The following is a 14,636-nucleotide window of genomic DNA, read 5'->3' as shown; positions in this document are numbered from 1 at the left end:
CTCAGGCGACCTGGACCTGGATGCAGGCGGCCTCGGCGCGCCGCAGCGCGAAGGTCGACAGCCCCACGCGCACCACCAGCGGGTCGCCCCCCGGCTGCGCGCGCGACAGCAGGCGCACCGGCTCACCCGGCAGGAAACCGATCTCGGCCAGCCAGCGCGGCCAGTCGGGCGCCGCCGTGGCCGGCAGCACGGCATGCACGCGGGCCGCGGCACCGTCGGGCAGCTGGTCCAGCGTCGTCATCGGCACGGGGCAGGCCGACGGGCCGTCGGCACCCGCCAGATCGGCCTTCAGTGGGGGCAACGCAGCGTGCAAGGACGTCATGGCGATCGATGTGAATCAGGGCTGAGGGGTGCGGCAGGGGCGGCACAGGCCATACAGCGCCAGCCGGTGCTCGACCAGCGTGAAACCGCGGGCGTCGGCCACGGCCTGCTGGCGGGCCTCGATGACCTCGTCCACGAACTCGTCGACGCGGCCGCAGCGCACGCAGACCAGGTGGTCGTGGTGCGACCCGTCGTCGAACTCGAACACCGCCTTGCCGCCGTCGAAGCTGGTGCGGCGCACGATGCCGGCCTGCTCCAGCTGCGCCAGCACACGGTAGACGGTGGCCAGTCCGACATCGTCGCCGGCGGCCAGCAGGTCACGGTAGACCTCGTCGGCAGCCCAGTGGCGCCGTGCGCCTTGGCGCATCAGTTGCAGCACCTTGCGCCGCGGCGGCGTGGCGCGCAGGCCGAGCTGGCGCAGGTTGTCCGCGTCGGCCGGATCCGGCGCGTCGTGCGTCACGTCGTGCATCAGCGGCGCAGCGCCACCACGACGGGACCAGGCGTCGCAGGGCCCGCGACCCTGCACCCGCCGCGGGCGGCCAGCGCCTCGTCGAAGACCTCGCGCGCGCAGTCGTGGCAGGCGCCGCAGGACGACGCGACCCGCGTGTCGTCCTGCAACTGCTCGAAGCAGGCCGTGCCCGAACGCACCTCACGGTGGATGTGGCGATCCGAGATCCGGTGGCACAGGCAGACGATCATGGGGCGGTACAGGGGCGGGTGAACTCCTGGCGCAGATCGTACTTTAAATAAGAATCCGTCTCAATCAGATTCTTTGATGCAGATCAACCCGTCGATCCACGGCCCCAACCGGCCGTGATACCGGCCACGATGACGGACCCGGCCCCGGGCGCCCGGCGCCCGCCCTCAGCTGCCCTCGCCCATCTGCGACTGCAGCCAGTTGGGCTCGCCCACCTGGGCCACGAGGCCGATCTCGGTCTCGAGGTGGTCGATGTGTTCCTCGGTGTCGTCCAGCAGGTCGCTGAACAGGTCGCGCGAGACGTAGTCGCGCACGCTCTCGCAGTGCGCGATGGCCTCTTTCAGGTAGGCCTGGGCCGCCGTCTCGACCTTCAGGTCGCAGTGCAGGACCTCGACCGCCGACTCGCCGATCAGCAGCTTGCCCAGGTCCTGCAGGTTGGGCAGGCCACCCTGCATCAGGATGCGGTCCATCAGCCGGTCGGCGTGCTTCATCTCCTCGATGGATTCTTCGTACTCGTGCCTGGCCAGCTTGCCGAAGCCCCAGTTCTTCAGCATGCGGTAGTGCAGGAAGTACTGGTTGATGGCCGTGAGCTCGTTCTTCAGCTGGCCGTTGAGGAATTCGAGGACCTTGGGGTCGCCCTTCATGCTGGCTCCTTTGCAAGGGTGCGTGATGCTGACCCGGTGCATTGTGCGCACGCAGGCCCGCTCGCCCCACAAGGCCGCGCTGCACCGGCCTGAAGCGCAATCGTTCTCGTTGCCACTGCCCGGACGCCGCACAATCCGGCCATGACCCGCCCCCTGCCCGCCGACGACCTGCTACGCCAGGAACTGCACGACGAGGTCCATGCCCGACCCACGGCGCGCATCCACCTGCCGGCGCTGGTGGTCTACGTGGCGGTGCTCAACGAGGGCGTGAGCCGTGACGACGAGCGCCGTCACCTGCAGCGCCTGCCCGGGCACGACGGGCTCACCGCCGCCGACCTGGCCGGCAACTTCCTGCGCCTGCGCCTGGGCGAATCGGTGCTGAAGTGGGAGCGCCACAGCGAGTTCACGCGCTACACGCTGGTGCAGCCGCTGCCAGCGCAGGCCCGGCCCCCGGCCACCGACCCGGAACTGCTGTCCTCGCTGGTGCTGGACGTCACCTGGCTGGCCGACATCCCCGGGCGCACGGTGGCCGCGATCAAGCTGGTGATGCTGCACCACGACCTGGCCGACCCGCAGGCCGCGCTGGACGCGGCGCGCCACTGGTTCGGCGACCGCACCGTGGTGGCCTCGCTGACCGGCCGCGGGCACTCGCTGGCGGTGACCGACTTCCGCCTGCGCGACACCGGCTTCGAGCGCATGCTGCTGCTGGCGCCCGAAGGCACCAGCGAGACCCGCGCCGGCCGCGTGGCGGCGCGCCTGCTGGAGTTCGAGACCTACCGCCTGATGGCCTTGCGCGGCCTGCCGGTGGCCAAGGGCCTCGGCGCGCTGCTGGCGCAGGCCGAGGCCGACCTCGCCGGCATCACCGCACGCATGGAGACCGGCGCCAGCGACACCGACGACCAGGCACTGCTGGACACGCTGGTGGACCTGGCCGCGCGCGTGGAACGCGCCACCGCCGAGACTCAGTACCGCTTCGCCGCTACCCAGGCCTACGCCGGCATCGTGGACCAGCGCATCGCCGAACTGCGCGAGGTGCCCATCCCGGGCACGCAGACCATCGGCGAGTTCATGCGCCGGCGGCTGTCGCCGGCGATCGCCACCGTGGTGGCGACGGAACGCCGCCTGCAGTCCCTGGCCCAGCGCATCGAACGCGCCGGCTCGCTGCTGCGCACGCGCGTGGACATCGCCACCGAGACGCAGAACCGCGAACTGCTGGCCAAGCTCACGCGCGGCCAGGAACTGCAGCTCAAGCTGCAGAGCACGGTGGAAGGCCTGTCGATCGCGGCGATCTCGTACTACGTGGTCAGCCTGATCCTCTACGCCGCCAAGGCCGCGAAGGCGGCGGGCGTGCCGCTGCATCCGGAACTGGCCGCCGGGGCATCGATCCCGCTGGTGCTGTGGGCGGTGGCCGCGCTCACGCGCCGCATCCACCGCAAGCTGGTGAACTGAGCCGGCTGCCGGCGCCGCTACAGCATCACCGCCAGCCGCTCCAGCACCAGCACGGCGAAGAAGCCCAGGCCGGCCACCACCGTCCACTTGACGATGACGATGCCGCGCCGGCGCCAGACCACCTGGCCCGTGCCCACGTACATCGCGAAGCACAGCAGCCCGGCCACGAGCAGGCCGCCGAAGACGACGCGGAACATCAGCATCATGGTGCGGCCTCGGCGGTCACCAGGCCGGGGCCAGCTCGGCCATGCCCCGTGGCGCCTGGCGTTCGTCCTCGAAGGTGACGATGTCGTAGGCCGTCTCGTCGGCCAGCAGCGCGCGCAGCAACTGGTTGTTCAGCGCGTGGCCGCTCTTGTAGGCCACGTAGCTGGCCAGCAGCGGCTTGCCTGCGATGTGGAGGTCGCCGATCGCGTCCAGGATCTTGTGCTTGGCGAACTCGTCGCCATAGCGCAGGCCGTCGGCGTTGAGCACGCGGTAGTCGTCGATGACGATCACGTTGTCCAGGCTGCCGCCGCGGCCCAGGCCGCGGGCGCGCATCATCTCCACGTCCTTCGTGAAGCCGAAGGTGCGGGCGCGCGCGATCTCCTGCTTGTAGGTGCCCGAGCCCATGTCGAAGCTCACGCGCTGGCCGGTGGCGTTGACGGCCGGGTGGTCGAACTCGATCTCGAAGCTCAGCGTGTAGCCGTGGTGCGGGTCCAGCCGCGCCCATTTCAGGCTCTTTCCCTCGCCCTCGCGCACCTCCACCGCCTTCTTCACGCGGATGAAGCGCTTGGGCGCGTCCTGCAGCGCAATGCCCGCACTCTGCAGCAGGAAGACGAAGCTGGCGGCCGAACCGTCGAGGATGGGCACCTCCTCGCCGGTGATGTCCACGTACAGGTTGTCCAGCCCCAGGCCGGCGCAGGCCGACATCAGATGCTCGATGGTCTGCACCTTGGGCGCACCCGGGTCGCCACCGGCGCTGATGGTGCTGGCCATGCGCGTGTCGCTCACCGCCCAGGCATTCACCGGGATGTCCACTGGGCTGGGCAGGTCGGTGCGGCGGAAGATCACGCCGGTGTCCGGCGGCGCCGGGCGCAGCGTGAGCTCCACCTTGTGCCCGCTGTGCACCCCCACGCCCACGGCGCGGGTCAGGGATTTCAGAGTGCGTTGGCGCAACATGTCGTCGATTGTCCCGCAAAGGCTGCAGTCCGTCGCATGCCGCTGGCATGGCCTTCGCTATCGCGACGATACTGCCCGCCCCATTGCCCCCGCTTGTCCCGCCCGTGAAGATGCACCGCCTGACCCCCTTGCTCCTGACCGCCGTGACCACTGCCCTGCTCACCACGCCCCTCCACGCCCAGCGCCCCGAGACGCGCGACCGCGCCCAGATCCCGGCCGAATACCGCTGGGACTTCAGCCCCATCTACAAGAGCTGGGACGCCTGGGAGGCGGGCCTGAAGGACATGGAGGCCAAGATGGACGCCTTCGCCGCCCGCAAGGGCACGCTGGCCTCCGGTCCACAGGCAGTGCTGGCCGCGTACCAGGCCTTCGACGAGATCGGCAAGCTGCAGTACCTGACCTACCGCTACCCGCAGCTGCAGCGCGACGTCGACACGCGCGACCAGGCCGTGGCCGGCCGCTTCCAGCGCGTGGGCGCGATGTTCGCGAAGTTCGACGCGTCCACCGCGTGGTTCACGCCCGAACTGCTGACCATCCCCGAGGCCACGATGCGCGGCTGGCTGGACAGCACGCCGGCACTGGCGCCCTACCGCTTCACGATCCTGGACACCTACCGCAAGCAGCAGCACGTGCTCGACGAGCAGGGCGAACGCCTGCTCGCCCTGGCCGGCCGCCTGAACCAGGCGCCGCGCAACGTGTACTCTGAGCTGTCCACGTCCGACATCCAGTGGCCCAAGATCACCACCAGCGATGGCAAGGAGGTGACGCTGTCCCCGGGCAACTACCGCCGCCTGCTGGAGGACAGCCCGGTGCAGGCCGACCGCGCCAAGGCCGCGGCCGCCCACGTGGGCGCGTATGGCGCCAACGCCAACACCTACGCGGCCATCTACAACGGCGTGCTGCAGCGCGACTGGTTCCTGACCCAGGCGCGCAAGTTCCCGACCACGCTGGACGCCGCGCTGGACGACGACGCGGTGCCGCGCAACGTGGTCGAGACCCTGATCGAGACCACGCGCGCCGGCACCGGCCCGCTGCAGCGCTACATGCAGCTGCGCAAGAAGCTGCTCAAGCTCGACAGCCATCACCTCTACGACGGTTCGGTGCCCATCTTCCGCACCGACACCACGTACCCCTACGCCACCGCCACGGCCAACGCGCTGGCCTCGGTGGCGCCGCTGGGCAGCGACTACGTGGAGCGCTACAAGCGCTTCGTCGGCGGCGGCCGCATCGACGTCTACGAGAACGACGGCAAGCGCAGCGGCGCCTACAGCGCCAACGTCTACGGCGTCGGCCCCTACCTGCTGCTGAACTACAACGACACGCTGGACTCGATGTTCACTTTCGCCCACGAGGCGGGGCACGCGATGCACAGCGTGCTGTCCAACGAGCACCAGCCCTTCGTGACCAGCAGCTACACCATCTTCGTCGCCGAGGTGGCCTCGACGATGAACGAGCGGCTTCTGATGGAGCACCTGCTGAAGCAGACCACCGACCCGAAGGAACGCTTCCTGCTGCTGCAGCACGCGGTGGACCAGATCGTCGGCACCTTCTACACGCAGGTGATGTTCGCCGACTACGAACTGCAGGCGCACCGGCGCGTGGAGCAGGGCCAGCCGGTCACCACCGAGGTGCTCAACCAGATCTACGCCGGCCTGCTGAAGTCCTACTACGGCGAGTCGATCACGGTCGACGACTTCTACAAGTGGACCTGGGCGCGCATCCCGCACTTCTTCAACACGCCCTACTACGTCTATCAGTACGCCACCTGCTTCGCGTCGTCGGCCGAGCTCTACAAGCAGATGACCACCGGCGACGGCAAGGCCCGCGAGGCTGCGCGGCAGCGCTACCTGACGCTGCTGTCCTCCGGCGGCAACGACCACCCGATGGCGCAGCTGAAGAAGGCCGGCGTGGACCTGACCCAGCGCGCCACCGTGCAGGCGGTCGTGGACCAGCTCGACGAATTGGTCACGCGGATGGAGGCCGAGGCGGCGAAGATCCGGTGAAGGCCGCAGCGCCGCGTGGCCGCCGTTGCGCTATGCTGCGCAGCGTGAACGCCACCCGCGCCCTGCGACGATCCTCCCGACGACACCGTCGAGAGGTTTCGTAGCGCCCGGCCGGCTGCCGGATCCCCTGGCAGCGGTTCACTCCCCCGAAGGCCACGAGACGCTCCTCGTGGCCTTTTGTGTTTCTGCCGGCGCGTCCGGCGTGGCCCTCGGCCCGTGGTGCCCTCGTGGCCTTCGTGATCCACCCTCACGAAGGACCCCACGATGACGCTCGCCCCGCCCGTTGCCGCGTGCCACGAGACCCCTGACACCACTGCGCTGATGCACGTGGCCGACCGCCCCGACGCCGTGTTCACCCGCGGCCGCGGCAGCTGGCTGTTCGACAGCGCCGGCCGCAGCTGGCTGGACCTGGTGCAGGGCTGGGCCGTCAACACCCTGGGTCACGCGCCGCAGGAGATCGCCGACGCGCTGGCCGTGCAGTCGCGCCGACTGCTGCAGCCCGGCCCCGGCCTGCACAACGACCGGGCCGCCGCACTGGCGCAGCGCCTGGCCGATCTCAGCGGGCTGGCGCGCGCCTTCTTCACCAGCAGCGGCGCCGAGGCCAACGAAGGTGCGATCAAGCTCGCCCGCAAGTTCGGCCAGGTGCACCGGGGCGGCGCGCACGAGATCATCACCTTCGAAGGCGCCTTCCACGGCCGCACGCTGGCCACGATGAGCGCCAGTGGCAAGCCCGGTTTCGAGCGGCTGTTCGAACCCAAGGTGCCGGGGTTCCCGAAGGCGCGGCTGAACGACCTGGCCAGCGTCCAGGCGCTGATCGGCCCGCGGACCGTGGCCGTGATGCTGGAACCCATCCAGGGCGAGGCCGGCGTGATCGAGGCCACGCCCGGCTTCCTGCAGGCACTGCGCGCGCTGTGCGACGCCCAAGGCCTGCTGCTGATCCTCGACGAGGTGCAGACCGGCATCGGCCGCACCGGCACGCTGTTCGCCTTCGAACATGCCGGCGTGCGGCCCGACATCCTGACCCTGGGCAAGGGCCTGGGCGGCGGCGTGCCCATCGGTGCGCTGCTGGCGCGCGAGGCCGTGTGCTGTTTCGCGCCCGGCGACCAGGGTGGCACCTACAGCGGCAACCCGCTGATGTGCGCGGTGGCGCTGGCGGTGCTGGACGCGGTGACGGCGCCTGGTTTCCTGGCCGGCGTGACCGCCCGCGGTGCTCAGCTGCGGACGGGGCTGGACACGTTGGCCCACCGACTCGGTGCGCCGCCGCCCGAGGGACGGGGCCTCATGCTGGCCTTGAGCCTGCCTTCGCCCGACGGTGCCACACGGGCGGCCACCGCGGGTCTGGCACGGGCCAGTGCATCGAGGCCCGGGCTGCTGGTCAACGCCGTGCGCCCGCATCGGCTCCGCTTCGTACCGGCCCTGAACGTCAGCGCCGACGAACTGAACCTGGCGCTGTCCCTGCTGGACAGGGTGGTCTAGAGAACGTGCGGGGCACGCCTGTCTTGGCAGGCGTGCACCGCACCTGGCTCGCTCGTCGCGGGCATGCGCCCGCGGGAGGCGTCAGTCCGCCTGCTTGCGCAGGAACGCCGGGATCTCGATCTCGTCCATGCCGTGGTTGGCCAGCGCGTCCACCTTGGCCGCCGCGGTGCGGCCGCTGCGCCAGACGCTGGGCGTGTTCAGCGCGTCGTAGCCTTGGGCCTGCGGAATGGCCGGCGCCGCGGTGGGTGCGGCACCTTGCATCACCGGCGCACCGCCCACCGGCGTGTTGAGCACCGGCAGGTTGTCGGTGCCGGTGCGCAGCACCGGGGTCTGCACCACGGAGAGCGGCGCGGTCTGGCGCTTGCCCTGGGCCGACAGGCCGGTGGCAATGACCGTCACGCGCAGCTGGTCGCCCAGGCCCTCGTCCATCGCCGCACCGTAGATGATGTGCGCATCGTCGCTGGCGTAGCGGCGGATGCAGTTCATCGCGGCCTGGCTTTCCTTGAGCTTGAAGGTGCCCTTGCTGGCCGCGATCAGCACCAGCACGCCGCGCGCACCGCTGAGGTCGATGCCCTCCAGCAGCGGGCAGGCCACGGCAGCCTCGGCGGCCTTGGTGGCGCGATCCGGGCCGGTAGCCGTGGCCGTGCCCATCATCGCCTTGCCCGGCTCGCTCATCACGGTCTTGACGTCCTCGAAGTCGACGTTGACCAGCGCGTCCATGTGGATGATGTCGCTGATGCCACCCACGGCGTTCTTCAGCACGTCGTTGGCGTGCGCGAAGGCCTGCTCCTGGGTGACGTCGTCGCCCAGCACCTCGAGCAGCTTCTCGTTGAGCACCACGATCAGGCTGTCGACGTTGGCCTCCAGTTCGCTGGCGCCGGCATCGGCCTGCTTCATGCGGCGGTTGCCCTCGAACTCGAAGGGCTTGGTGACCACGCCCACGGTCAGGATGCCCATCTCCTTGGCCACACGGGCCACGATGGGTGCCGCACCGGTGCCGGTGCCGCCGCCCATGCCAGCGGTGATGAAGACCATGTGCGCACCGTCCAGCGCCTCGCGGATCTGCGCCTCGGCCTCCTGCGCCGCGGCCTTGCCCTTATCCGGCTTGCCGCCAGCGCCCAGCCCGTTGGCGCCCAGCTGCACCAGCTGGCTGGCGCGGCTGCGGTTGAGCGCCTGCGCGTCGGTGTTCGCGCAGACGAACTCCACGCCCTGCACCCCTTGCGCGATCATGTGTTCGACGGCGTTACCGCCGCCGCCGCCGACGCCGATCACCTTGATCTTGGTGCCTTCGTCGAATGCTTCGATCATTTCGATGGCCATGTGGACCTCCTTGCCTTCAGTGCAGTTGCTGCAGTTGCCCGTTGAATGAAATGCCGCCGTGGCGGCGTGAATCTGGAGCCTTTGTCATGTGTGCCCGACCCCTTAGAAATTGCCCAGGAACCAGTCCTTCGCGCGGCCGACCAGGGTCTTGACCGACCCCGCCTGCGCCGCCGCCTTGTGCCCGCGCGTGCGCGCCAGGCGCGCCTCCTCCAGCAGCCCCATCACGGTGGCCGCGCGCGGGCTGGCCACCATGTCGAACAGCGGCCCGCTGTAGGTGGGCACGCCCTTGCGCACGGGCTTGAGGAAGATGTCCTCGCCCAGTTCCACCATGCCCGGCATCACCGCCGAGCCGCCGGTGAGCACGATGCCGCTGGACAGCAGCTCCTCGTAGCCACTGTCGCGGATGACCTGGTGCACCAGCGAGAAGATCTCCTCCACCCGCGGTTCGATCACGCCGGCCAGCGCCTGGCGCGACAGGAAGCGCGGCGCGCGGTCGCCCAGGCCCGGCACTTCCAGCTGTTCACCCGGGTCGGCCAGCATCTGCTTGGCCACGCCGTGCTCGACCTTGATCTCCTCGGCGTCCTTGGTCGGTGTGCGCAGCGCCATCGCGATGTCGCTGGTGATCAGGTCGCCGGCGATCGGGATCACCGCGGTGTGGCGCACGCTGCCGTCGGTGTAGATCTGCACGTCGGTGGTGCCGGCGCCAACGTCGACCACGGCCACGCCGAGGTCCTTCTCGTCGTCGGTCAGCGTGGCCGCGGCGCTGGCGCTGGGGTTGAGCACCAGGCCCTGCACCTCCAGGCCGCAGCGGCGCACGCACTTGAGGATGTTCTCCGCCGCGCTCATGGCCCCGGTGACGATGTGCACCTTGACCTCGAGCCGGCTGCCGCTCATGCCGATCGGCTCCTTGACCTCGTGCCCGTCGATCACGAACTCCTGCGGCTCCACCAGCAGCACGCGCTGGTCGTTGGGGATGTTGATGGCCTTGGCCGTCTCCACCACGCGGCTCACGTCCACCGGCGTGACCTCGCGGTTGTCGCGCACGATGACCATCCCGGTGCTGTTCTGGCCGCGGATGTGGCTGCCGGTGATGCCGGTCCAGACGCTGCCGATCTTGCAGGCGGCCATCATCTCGGCCTCCTTCAGCGCCTGCTGGATGCTCTGCACCGTGGCGTCGATGTTGACCACCACGCCGCGCTTGAGCCCGTGCGTGGGCGCGACGCCCAGGCCAGCCACGCGCAACTCGCCGCCGGGCACGACCTCGGCCACCACCACCATCACCTTGGCGGTGCCGATGTCCAGGCCGACGATCAGATCCTTGTATTCCTTCGCCATCTTCAACGGGCCTCAGTGGTGGCTGGCGTCACGGTGGCCACGCCGTCCAGGCGCAGCGCATAACCATCGGTGTGTCGCAGGTCGGCGCTCAGCAGCGGCCGGCGGTAGCGGCCGGTGACCTGGCTGAGCGTGCGCACGAACTGTTCACTGCGCGCGACCACCTCGTCCTCGCTGCCGCGGCCGAATTCGATGACCTGGCCTTCCTCGGTCTCGCCACGCCAGGAACCGCGTGCACTCAGCGACAGGCGGCGCAACTGCAGGTCCTGCGCCGCCAGCAGCGGCTGCAGGCGCCGAAGCAGCGACCACATGGCCGCGGCGTTCTCGCGCGCCTTGTCCGACGGGCCGGCCAGCACCGGCAGGCGGTCGTCCTCGACGTCGCCGACGTTGGCCTCGAAGATCTCGCCGAAGCTGTTGACCAGCAGCGGGTTGCGCTCGTCCTCCGGCTGCCACAGCGCCACCGGGCGGTGCTCCTCCAGTTGCACGGCCAGCCGGTCGGGCCAGACGCGGCGCACCACCGCGCGGCGCACCCAGGGCACGCTCTCGAAGGCCGCGCGGGTGCGTGCCAGGTCCAGGCTGAAGAACTGGCCACGCAGCTTGGGCATGGCGTTGGCGCGGATGGTGGGCACGCTGTTGCGTGCCAGGTCGCCGTCGATCTGCACGGCGCGGATCGCGAAGAAGGGCGCCCGCGTCAGCCACAGCACGCCGGCGGCCAGCAGCGTCAGCGCGGCGATCACGAAGACGCCGGCGGCCACGCCGTTCATCAGGCGCACGTCCAGCGGCAGCGGCAGCGCCGCGGCGGCCGTGGGTGTGGGGCGGCGGGTGACCCTCATGCAGCGTCCCGGTCCAGGGTGGCGGCCTGCAGCAGCTGCAGGCACAGCTGCGGATAGTCGATGCCGACCGCCTTCGCGGACATCGGCACCAGCGAATGCCCCGTCATGCCGGGACTGGTGTTCATCTCCAGCAGGAAGGGCTTGCGGTCCGAGGCCCGCAGCATCAGGTCGGCCCGGCCCCAGCCGCGGCAGCCGAGCACGCGGTAGGCGGCCAGCGTCAGGCGCTGCACCTCGGCCTCTTCCTCCGGCGCCAGACCGCTGGGGATGTGGTAGCCGGTGTCGTCGCTGAAGTACTTGTGCTCGTAGTCGTAGTTGCCGTCGGGTGCGGCGATGCGGATCACCGGCAGCGCCCGCGCGGCGTCGCCGCTCCCCAGCACCGGGCAGGTCAGCTCGGTGCCTTCGATGAACTCCTCGCACAGCACGTCGTGGTCGTAGCGGGCGGCCAGCTGCACCGCGTCCTGCATCTCGGAGTAGCCCTGCACCTTGCTGATGCCGATGGACGAACCTTCGCGCGGCGGCTTGACGATCAGCGGCAGGCCGAGCTCGTCCGGCACGGCGATCACGCGCTCGCGCTGCAACTCGCCGGCGCCCAGTCGCACCCAGCGCGGCGTCGGCAGGCCCTCGGCCAGCCACACGCGCTTGGTCATCACCTTGTCCATGCAGATGGCGCTGGCCATCACGCCCGAGCCGGTGTATGGGATGCCCAGCAGTTCCAGCGTGCCCTGCACCGTGCCGTCCTCGCCGTGGCGGCCGTGCAGCGCGATGAAGGCCCGTGCGAAGCCGTCGGCCTTCAGCTCGTGCAGGCTGCGCTCGGCCGGGTCGAAGGCATGGGCGTCCACGCCCAGCGACCGCAGCGCCTGCAGCACGCCGGTGCCCGACATCAGCGACACCTCGCGCTCCGCGCTGGTGCCGCCCAGGAGTACCGCGACCTTGCCGAGGTTCATGCGCCCTCCTTCACCCGGTCCACCACCTGCTGCGGCACGGCGCCGATGCTGCCGGCCCCCATCACGATGACCACGTCACCGTCGCGCGCGAAGTCTGTGATGGCCTGCGGCAGCGCCTTCACGTCGTCCACGAACACCGGCTCGGTGTGGCCGGCCACGCGCATCGCGCGCGCCAGTGCCCGGCCGTCGGCGGCCACGATGGGCGGCTCGCCGGCGGCGTAGACCTCGGTCAGCAGCAGCGCGTCGGCACCGCCCATGACCTTGACGAAGTCCTCGAAGCAGTCGCGCGTGCGCGTGTAGCGGTGCGGCTGGAAGGCCAGCACCAGGCGCCGGCCCGGGAAGGCGCCACGCGCGGCGGCGATCACCGCGGCCATCTCCACCGGGTGGTGGCCGTAGTCGTCCACCAACGTGAAGCGGCCGCCGTCGCTCGTCGGCAGTTCACCGTAGCGCTGGAAGCGGCGGCCCACGCCGGCGAAGCCGCGCAACGCGTCGACGATGGGCGCATCCGGCAGCTCCAGCTCGGTGGCCACGGCGATGGCCGCCAGCGCGTTGCGCACGTTGTGCTCGCCGGGCAGGTTCAGCGTGATGGCCAGGTCGGGCATGGCCACGCCGTTGCGGCGCTGGCAGGTGAAGCGCATCTGGCCGCCGGGCAGGGCCTGCACGTCCACCGCGCGCACCTGCACGTCGGGGCCGAAACCGTAGGTGACCAGCGGGCGCGAGACCATCGGCAGGATGGCGCGCACGCCCGGGTCGTCGCCGCAGAGGATGGCGGCACCGTAGAACGGCATGCGGTGCAGGAAGTCGACGAAGGCGCTGCGCAGCTTCGTCAGGTCGTGCCCGTAGGTGTCCATGTGGTCGGCGTCGATGTTGGTGATCACCGACAGGACGGGAGTCAGGTTCAGGAACGAGGCGTCGCTCTCGTCGGCCTCCACGACGATGTAGTCGCCGGCACCCAGGCGGCTGTTGGCCCCGGCGCTCTCGAGCTTGCCGCCGATGACGAAGGTGGGGTCCAGCCCCGCCTCGGCCAGCACGCTGGTGACCAGCGAGGTGGTCGTCGTCTTGCCGTGCGTGCCGGCGATGGCGATGCCCTGCTTCAGGCGCATCAGCTCGGCCAGCATCACGGCGCGTGGCACCACGGGCACGCGGCGCGCGCGTGCGGCGATGACCTCGGGGTTGTCGCCCTTCACTGCGGTGGAGGTGACCACCGCCTCGGCCGTACCGATGTGGCTGGCGTCGTGCCCCAGCGCCACGCGGATGCCCAGGCCGGCCAGACGGCGTGTGACTGCGCTGTCGCCCTGGTCGCTGCCGGAGACGGTGTAGCCCAGGTTGTGCAAGATCTCGGCGATGCCGCTCATGCCGGCGCCACCGATGCCCACGAAGTGGATGTGCTTGACGGCGTGTTTCATGCCACCAGCCTTTCGATCTCGTCGGCCACGCGGGCGGCCGCCTGTGGGCGGGCCATGGCGCGGGCCCGTTCGGCCATCGCCAGCAGCGCCGGGCGATCGAGGCCCTGCAGCAGCTCGGCCAGGCGCTGAGGCGTCAACTCGGTCTGCGGCGTGTGGATCGCCGCGCCCGCATCGGCCATGTGAGCGGCGTTGTCGCGCTGGTGCGCGGTGGTGCTGACGATCAGCGGCACCAGGATCGCCGGCACACCGGCGGCGCAGAGTTCGCTGACGGTGCCGGCGCCGGCGCGGCAGATCATCAGGTCGCAATCGGCCAGCGCCGCGGCCATGTCGTCGATGAAGGGGCGCACGGTCGCCTTCACGCCGGCCGCGTCGTAGGCCGCGGCCACGGCCGCATGGTGGGCGTTGCCGGTCTGGTGCGTGACCTGCGGGCGTTGCGACGGATCGATCAACGCCAGCGCCGCCGGCACGGTCTGGTTGAGCACCTGCGCGCCCAGGCTGCCACCGACGACCAGCAGGCGCAGCGGGCCGGTGCGGCCGGCAAAGCGGGTTTCCGGTGCCGGCAGCGCCTCGATCTCCGCGCGCACCGGGTTGCCGGTGACCACCGCCTGCTTCGTCTTCCTGGCATCGGCGCCGTCGAAGCCGAAGGCAACGCGGTCGGCCACCGGCAACAGGGCGCGGTTGCTCATCAGCAGCGCGGCGTCGGCGTTCACCAGCACCAGCGGCCGACCGAGCAAGGCCGCCATCATGCCGCCGGGGAAGCACACGTAGCCGCCCATGCCCAGCACGGCGCTGGCGCCACGGCGACGCAGGATCTGCAGGCAGTCCCAGAAGGCCTTGAGCAGGCGCAGCCCGCCGGTCATCGTGTGCAGCAGGCCCTTGCCGCGCAGGCCGGTGAAGCCGATGCGGTCCAGCGGAATCCCGCTCGGCGGCACCAGGGTGTTCTCCATGCCCGTGGTCGTGCCCAGCCAGCTGACGCTCCAGCCGCGCCGTTGCATCTCGCGCGCGACGGCCAGCCCGGGGATCACGTGGCCCCCGGTGCCTGCGGCCATGACG

The 14,636-nt window shown here is 70.6% G+C and carries 15 protein-coding genes; 3 read left to right on the top strand and 12 right to left on the bottom strand.

All coding sequences use genetic code 11. From position 1 onward, the window contains the following. Position 1: 1 nt before the first annotated feature. The 4 genes from ENE75_RS01500 to bfr form a co-directional block, all read right to left on the bottom strand. Positions 2-322, bottom strand: coding sequence for a FeoA family protein (locus tag ENE75_RS01500; protein WP_128194918.1), 321 nt, complete (start codon positions 320-322; stop codon positions 2-4). A gap of 15 nt (positions 323-337) precedes the next feature. After that, entirely contained in the window at positions 338-790 is a 453-nt protein-coding gene (gene fur / locus ENE75_RS01495; protein ID WP_128194916.1) for a ferric iron uptake transcriptional regulator, read from the bottom strand. Next, a complete protein-coding gene (locus tag ENE75_RS01490; protein WP_128194914.1) occupies positions 790-1,020 on the bottom strand; it encodes a (2Fe-2S)-binding protein in 231 nt (76 codons plus the stop codon). The genes fur and ENE75_RS01490 overlap by 1 nt, the downstream gene beginning before the upstream one ends. A gap of 165 nt (positions 1,021-1,185) precedes the next feature. Then, a complete protein-coding gene (bfr, locus tag ENE75_RS01485; RefSeq protein ID WP_128194912.1) occupies positions 1,186-1,662 on the bottom strand; it encodes a bacterioferritin in 477 nt (158 codons plus the stop codon). A 141-nt stretch (positions 1,663-1,803) separates the two neighbouring features. Here bfr and ENE75_RS01480 point away from each other — a divergent pair, with 141 nt between their 5' ends. Continuing rightward, positions 1,804-3,111, top strand: coding sequence for a DUF3422 family protein (locus ENE75_RS01480; RefSeq protein ID WP_128194910.1), 1,308 nt, complete (start codon positions 1,804-1,806; stop codon positions 3,109-3,111). A gap of 17 nt (positions 3,112-3,128) precedes the next feature. Here the strand turns inward: ENE75_RS01480 and ENE75_RS01475 are convergent, their stop codons facing one another. After that, the gene (locus ENE75_RS01475) at positions 3,129-3,317 is read right to left on the bottom strand and encodes a hypothetical protein (RefSeq protein ID WP_375138459.1); all 189 of its coding nucleotides are present in this window, start codon (positions 3,315-3,317) and stop codon (positions 3,129-3,131) included. A gap of 16 nt (positions 3,318-3,333) precedes the next feature. Continuing rightward, positions 3,334-4,269, bottom strand: coding sequence for a UDP-3-O-acyl-N-acetylglucosamine deacetylase (gene lpxC, locus ENE75_RS01470; RefSeq protein ID WP_128194908.1), 936 nt, complete (start codon positions 4,267-4,269; stop codon positions 3,334-3,336). A 143-nt stretch (positions 4,270-4,412) separates the two neighbouring features. Here lpxC and pepF point away from each other — a divergent pair, with 143 nt between their 5' ends. Together pepF and ENE75_RS01460 are read left to right on the top strand one after the other, a co-directional pair. Further along, positions 4,413-6,272, top strand: coding sequence for an oligoendopeptidase F (gene pepF / locus ENE75_RS01465; protein ID WP_233258873.1), 1,860 nt, complete (start codon positions 4,413-4,415; stop codon positions 6,270-6,272). A gap of 264 nt (positions 6,273-6,536) precedes the next feature. Next, complete coding sequence (locus tag ENE75_RS01460) at positions 6,537-7,748, top strand: aminotransferase class III-fold pyridoxal phosphate-dependent enzyme (RefSeq protein WP_128194905.1); 1,212 nt, start codon at positions 6,537-6,539, stop codon at positions 7,746-7,748. Between the two features lie 81 nt (positions 7,749-7,829). On the opposite strand, the gene ftsZ is transcribed toward ENE75_RS01460, so the two are convergent. The 6 genes from ftsZ to murG form a co-directional block, all read right to left on the bottom strand. Next, on the bottom strand, positions 7,830-9,068 hold the full coding sequence (ftsZ, locus tag ENE75_RS01455) for a cell division protein FtsZ (RefSeq protein ID WP_128194903.1): 1,239 nt from the start codon (positions 9,066-9,068) through the stop codon (positions 7,830-7,832). 102 nt (positions 9,069-9,170) lie between these two features. Further along, positions 9,171-10,403, bottom strand: a complete 1,233-nt coding sequence (gene ftsA / locus ENE75_RS01450; RefSeq protein ID WP_128196683.1) for a cell division protein FtsA — start codon at positions 10,401-10,403, stop codon at positions 9,171-9,173. A gap of 2 nt (positions 10,404-10,405) precedes the next feature. Continuing rightward, positions 10,406-11,233, bottom strand: coding sequence for a cell division protein FtsQ/DivIB (locus ENE75_RS01445; protein WP_128194901.1), 828 nt, complete (start codon positions 11,231-11,233; stop codon positions 10,406-10,408). Then, positions 11,230-12,177, bottom strand: coding sequence for a D-alanine--D-alanine ligase (locus ENE75_RS01440; protein ID WP_128194899.1), 948 nt, complete (start codon positions 12,175-12,177; stop codon positions 11,230-11,232). Before ENE75_RS01440 ends, ENE75_RS01445 begins: the two co-directional genes overlap by 4 nt. Then, positions 12,174-13,583 carry a UDP-N-acetylmuramate--L-alanine ligase gene (gene murC, locus ENE75_RS01435; RefSeq protein ID WP_128194896.1) on the bottom strand — a complete coding sequence of 470 codons (1,410 nt, stop codon included), beginning with the start codon at positions 13,581-13,583 and terminating at the stop codon, positions 12,174-12,176. The genes ENE75_RS01440 and murC overlap by 4 nt, the downstream gene beginning before the upstream one ends. Next, complete coding sequence (gene murG, locus ENE75_RS01430; protein ID WP_199232224.1) at positions 13,580-14,632, bottom strand: undecaprenyldiphospho-muramoylpentapeptide beta-N-acetylglucosaminyltransferase; 1,053 nt, start codon at positions 14,630-14,632, stop codon at positions 13,580-13,582. The genes murC and murG overlap by 4 nt, the downstream gene beginning before the upstream one ends. Positions 14,633-14,636: the final 4 nt, after the last annotated feature.

Source organism: Rubrivivax albus (genome assembly GCF_004016515.1).
Taxonomy (GTDB): domain Bacteria; phylum Pseudomonadota; class Gammaproteobacteria; order Burkholderiales; family Burkholderiaceae_C; genus Rubrivivax; species Rubrivivax albus.
This window is presented reverse-complemented; position numbering and strand designations above follow the sequence as displayed.

What these genes read in the sequence shown, in the direction of transcription:
- fur (WP_128194916.1), bottom strand. Translation starts at nt 790, where the DNA reads ATGCACGACGTGACGCACGACGCGCCGGATCCGGCCGACGCGGACAAC.
- ENE75_RS01480 (WP_128194910.1), top strand. Translation starts at nt 1,804, where the DNA reads ATGACCCGCCCCCTGCCCGCCGACGACCTGCTACGCCAGGAACTGCAC.
- ENE75_RS01475 (WP_375138459.1), bottom strand. Translation starts at nt 3,317, where the DNA reads ATGATGCTGATGTTCCGCGTCGTCTTCGGCGGCCTGCTCGTGGCCGGG.
- ENE75_RS01445 (WP_128194901.1), bottom strand. Translation starts at nt 11,233, where the DNA reads ATGAGGGTCACCCGCCGCCCCACACCCACGGCCGCCGCGGCGCTGCCG.
- ENE75_RS01500 (WP_128194918.1), bottom strand. Translation starts at nt 322, where the DNA reads ATGACGTCCTTGCACGCTGCGTTGCCCCCACTGAAGGCCGATCTGGCG.
- ENE75_RS01440 (WP_128194899.1), bottom strand. Translation starts at nt 12,177, where the DNA reads ATGAACCTCGGCAAGGTCGCGGTACTCCTGGGCGGCACCAGCGCGGAG.
- ftsA (WP_128196683.1), bottom strand. Translation starts at nt 10,403, where the DNA reads ATGGCGAAGGAATACAAGGATCTGATCGTCGGCCTGGACATCGGCACC.
- murC (WP_128194896.1), bottom strand. Translation starts at nt 13,583, where the DNA reads ATGAAACACGCCGTCAAGCACATCCACTTCGTGGGCATCGGTGGCGCC.
- murG (WP_199232224.1), bottom strand. Translation starts at nt 14,632, where the DNA reads ATGGCCGCAGGCACCGGGGGCCACGTGATCCCCGGGCTGGCCGTCGCG.
- lpxC (WP_128194908.1), bottom strand. Translation starts at nt 4,269, where the DNA reads ATGTTGCGCCAACGCACTCTGAAATCCCTGACCCGCGCCGTGGGCGTG.
- ENE75_RS01490 (WP_128194914.1), bottom strand. Translation starts at nt 1,020, where the DNA reads ATGATCGTCTGCCTGTGCCACCGGATCTCGGATCGCCACATCCACCGT.
- ENE75_RS01460 (WP_128194905.1), top strand. Translation starts at nt 6,537, where the DNA reads ATGACGCTCGCCCCGCCCGTTGCCGCGTGCCACGAGACCCCTGACACC.
- bfr (WP_128194912.1), bottom strand. Translation starts at nt 1,662, where the DNA reads ATGAAGGGCGACCCCAAGGTCCTCGAATTCCTCAACGGCCAGCTGAAG.
- ftsZ (WP_128194903.1), bottom strand. Translation starts at nt 9,068, where the DNA reads ATGGCCATCGAAATGATCGAAGCATTCGACGAAGGCACCAAGATCAAG.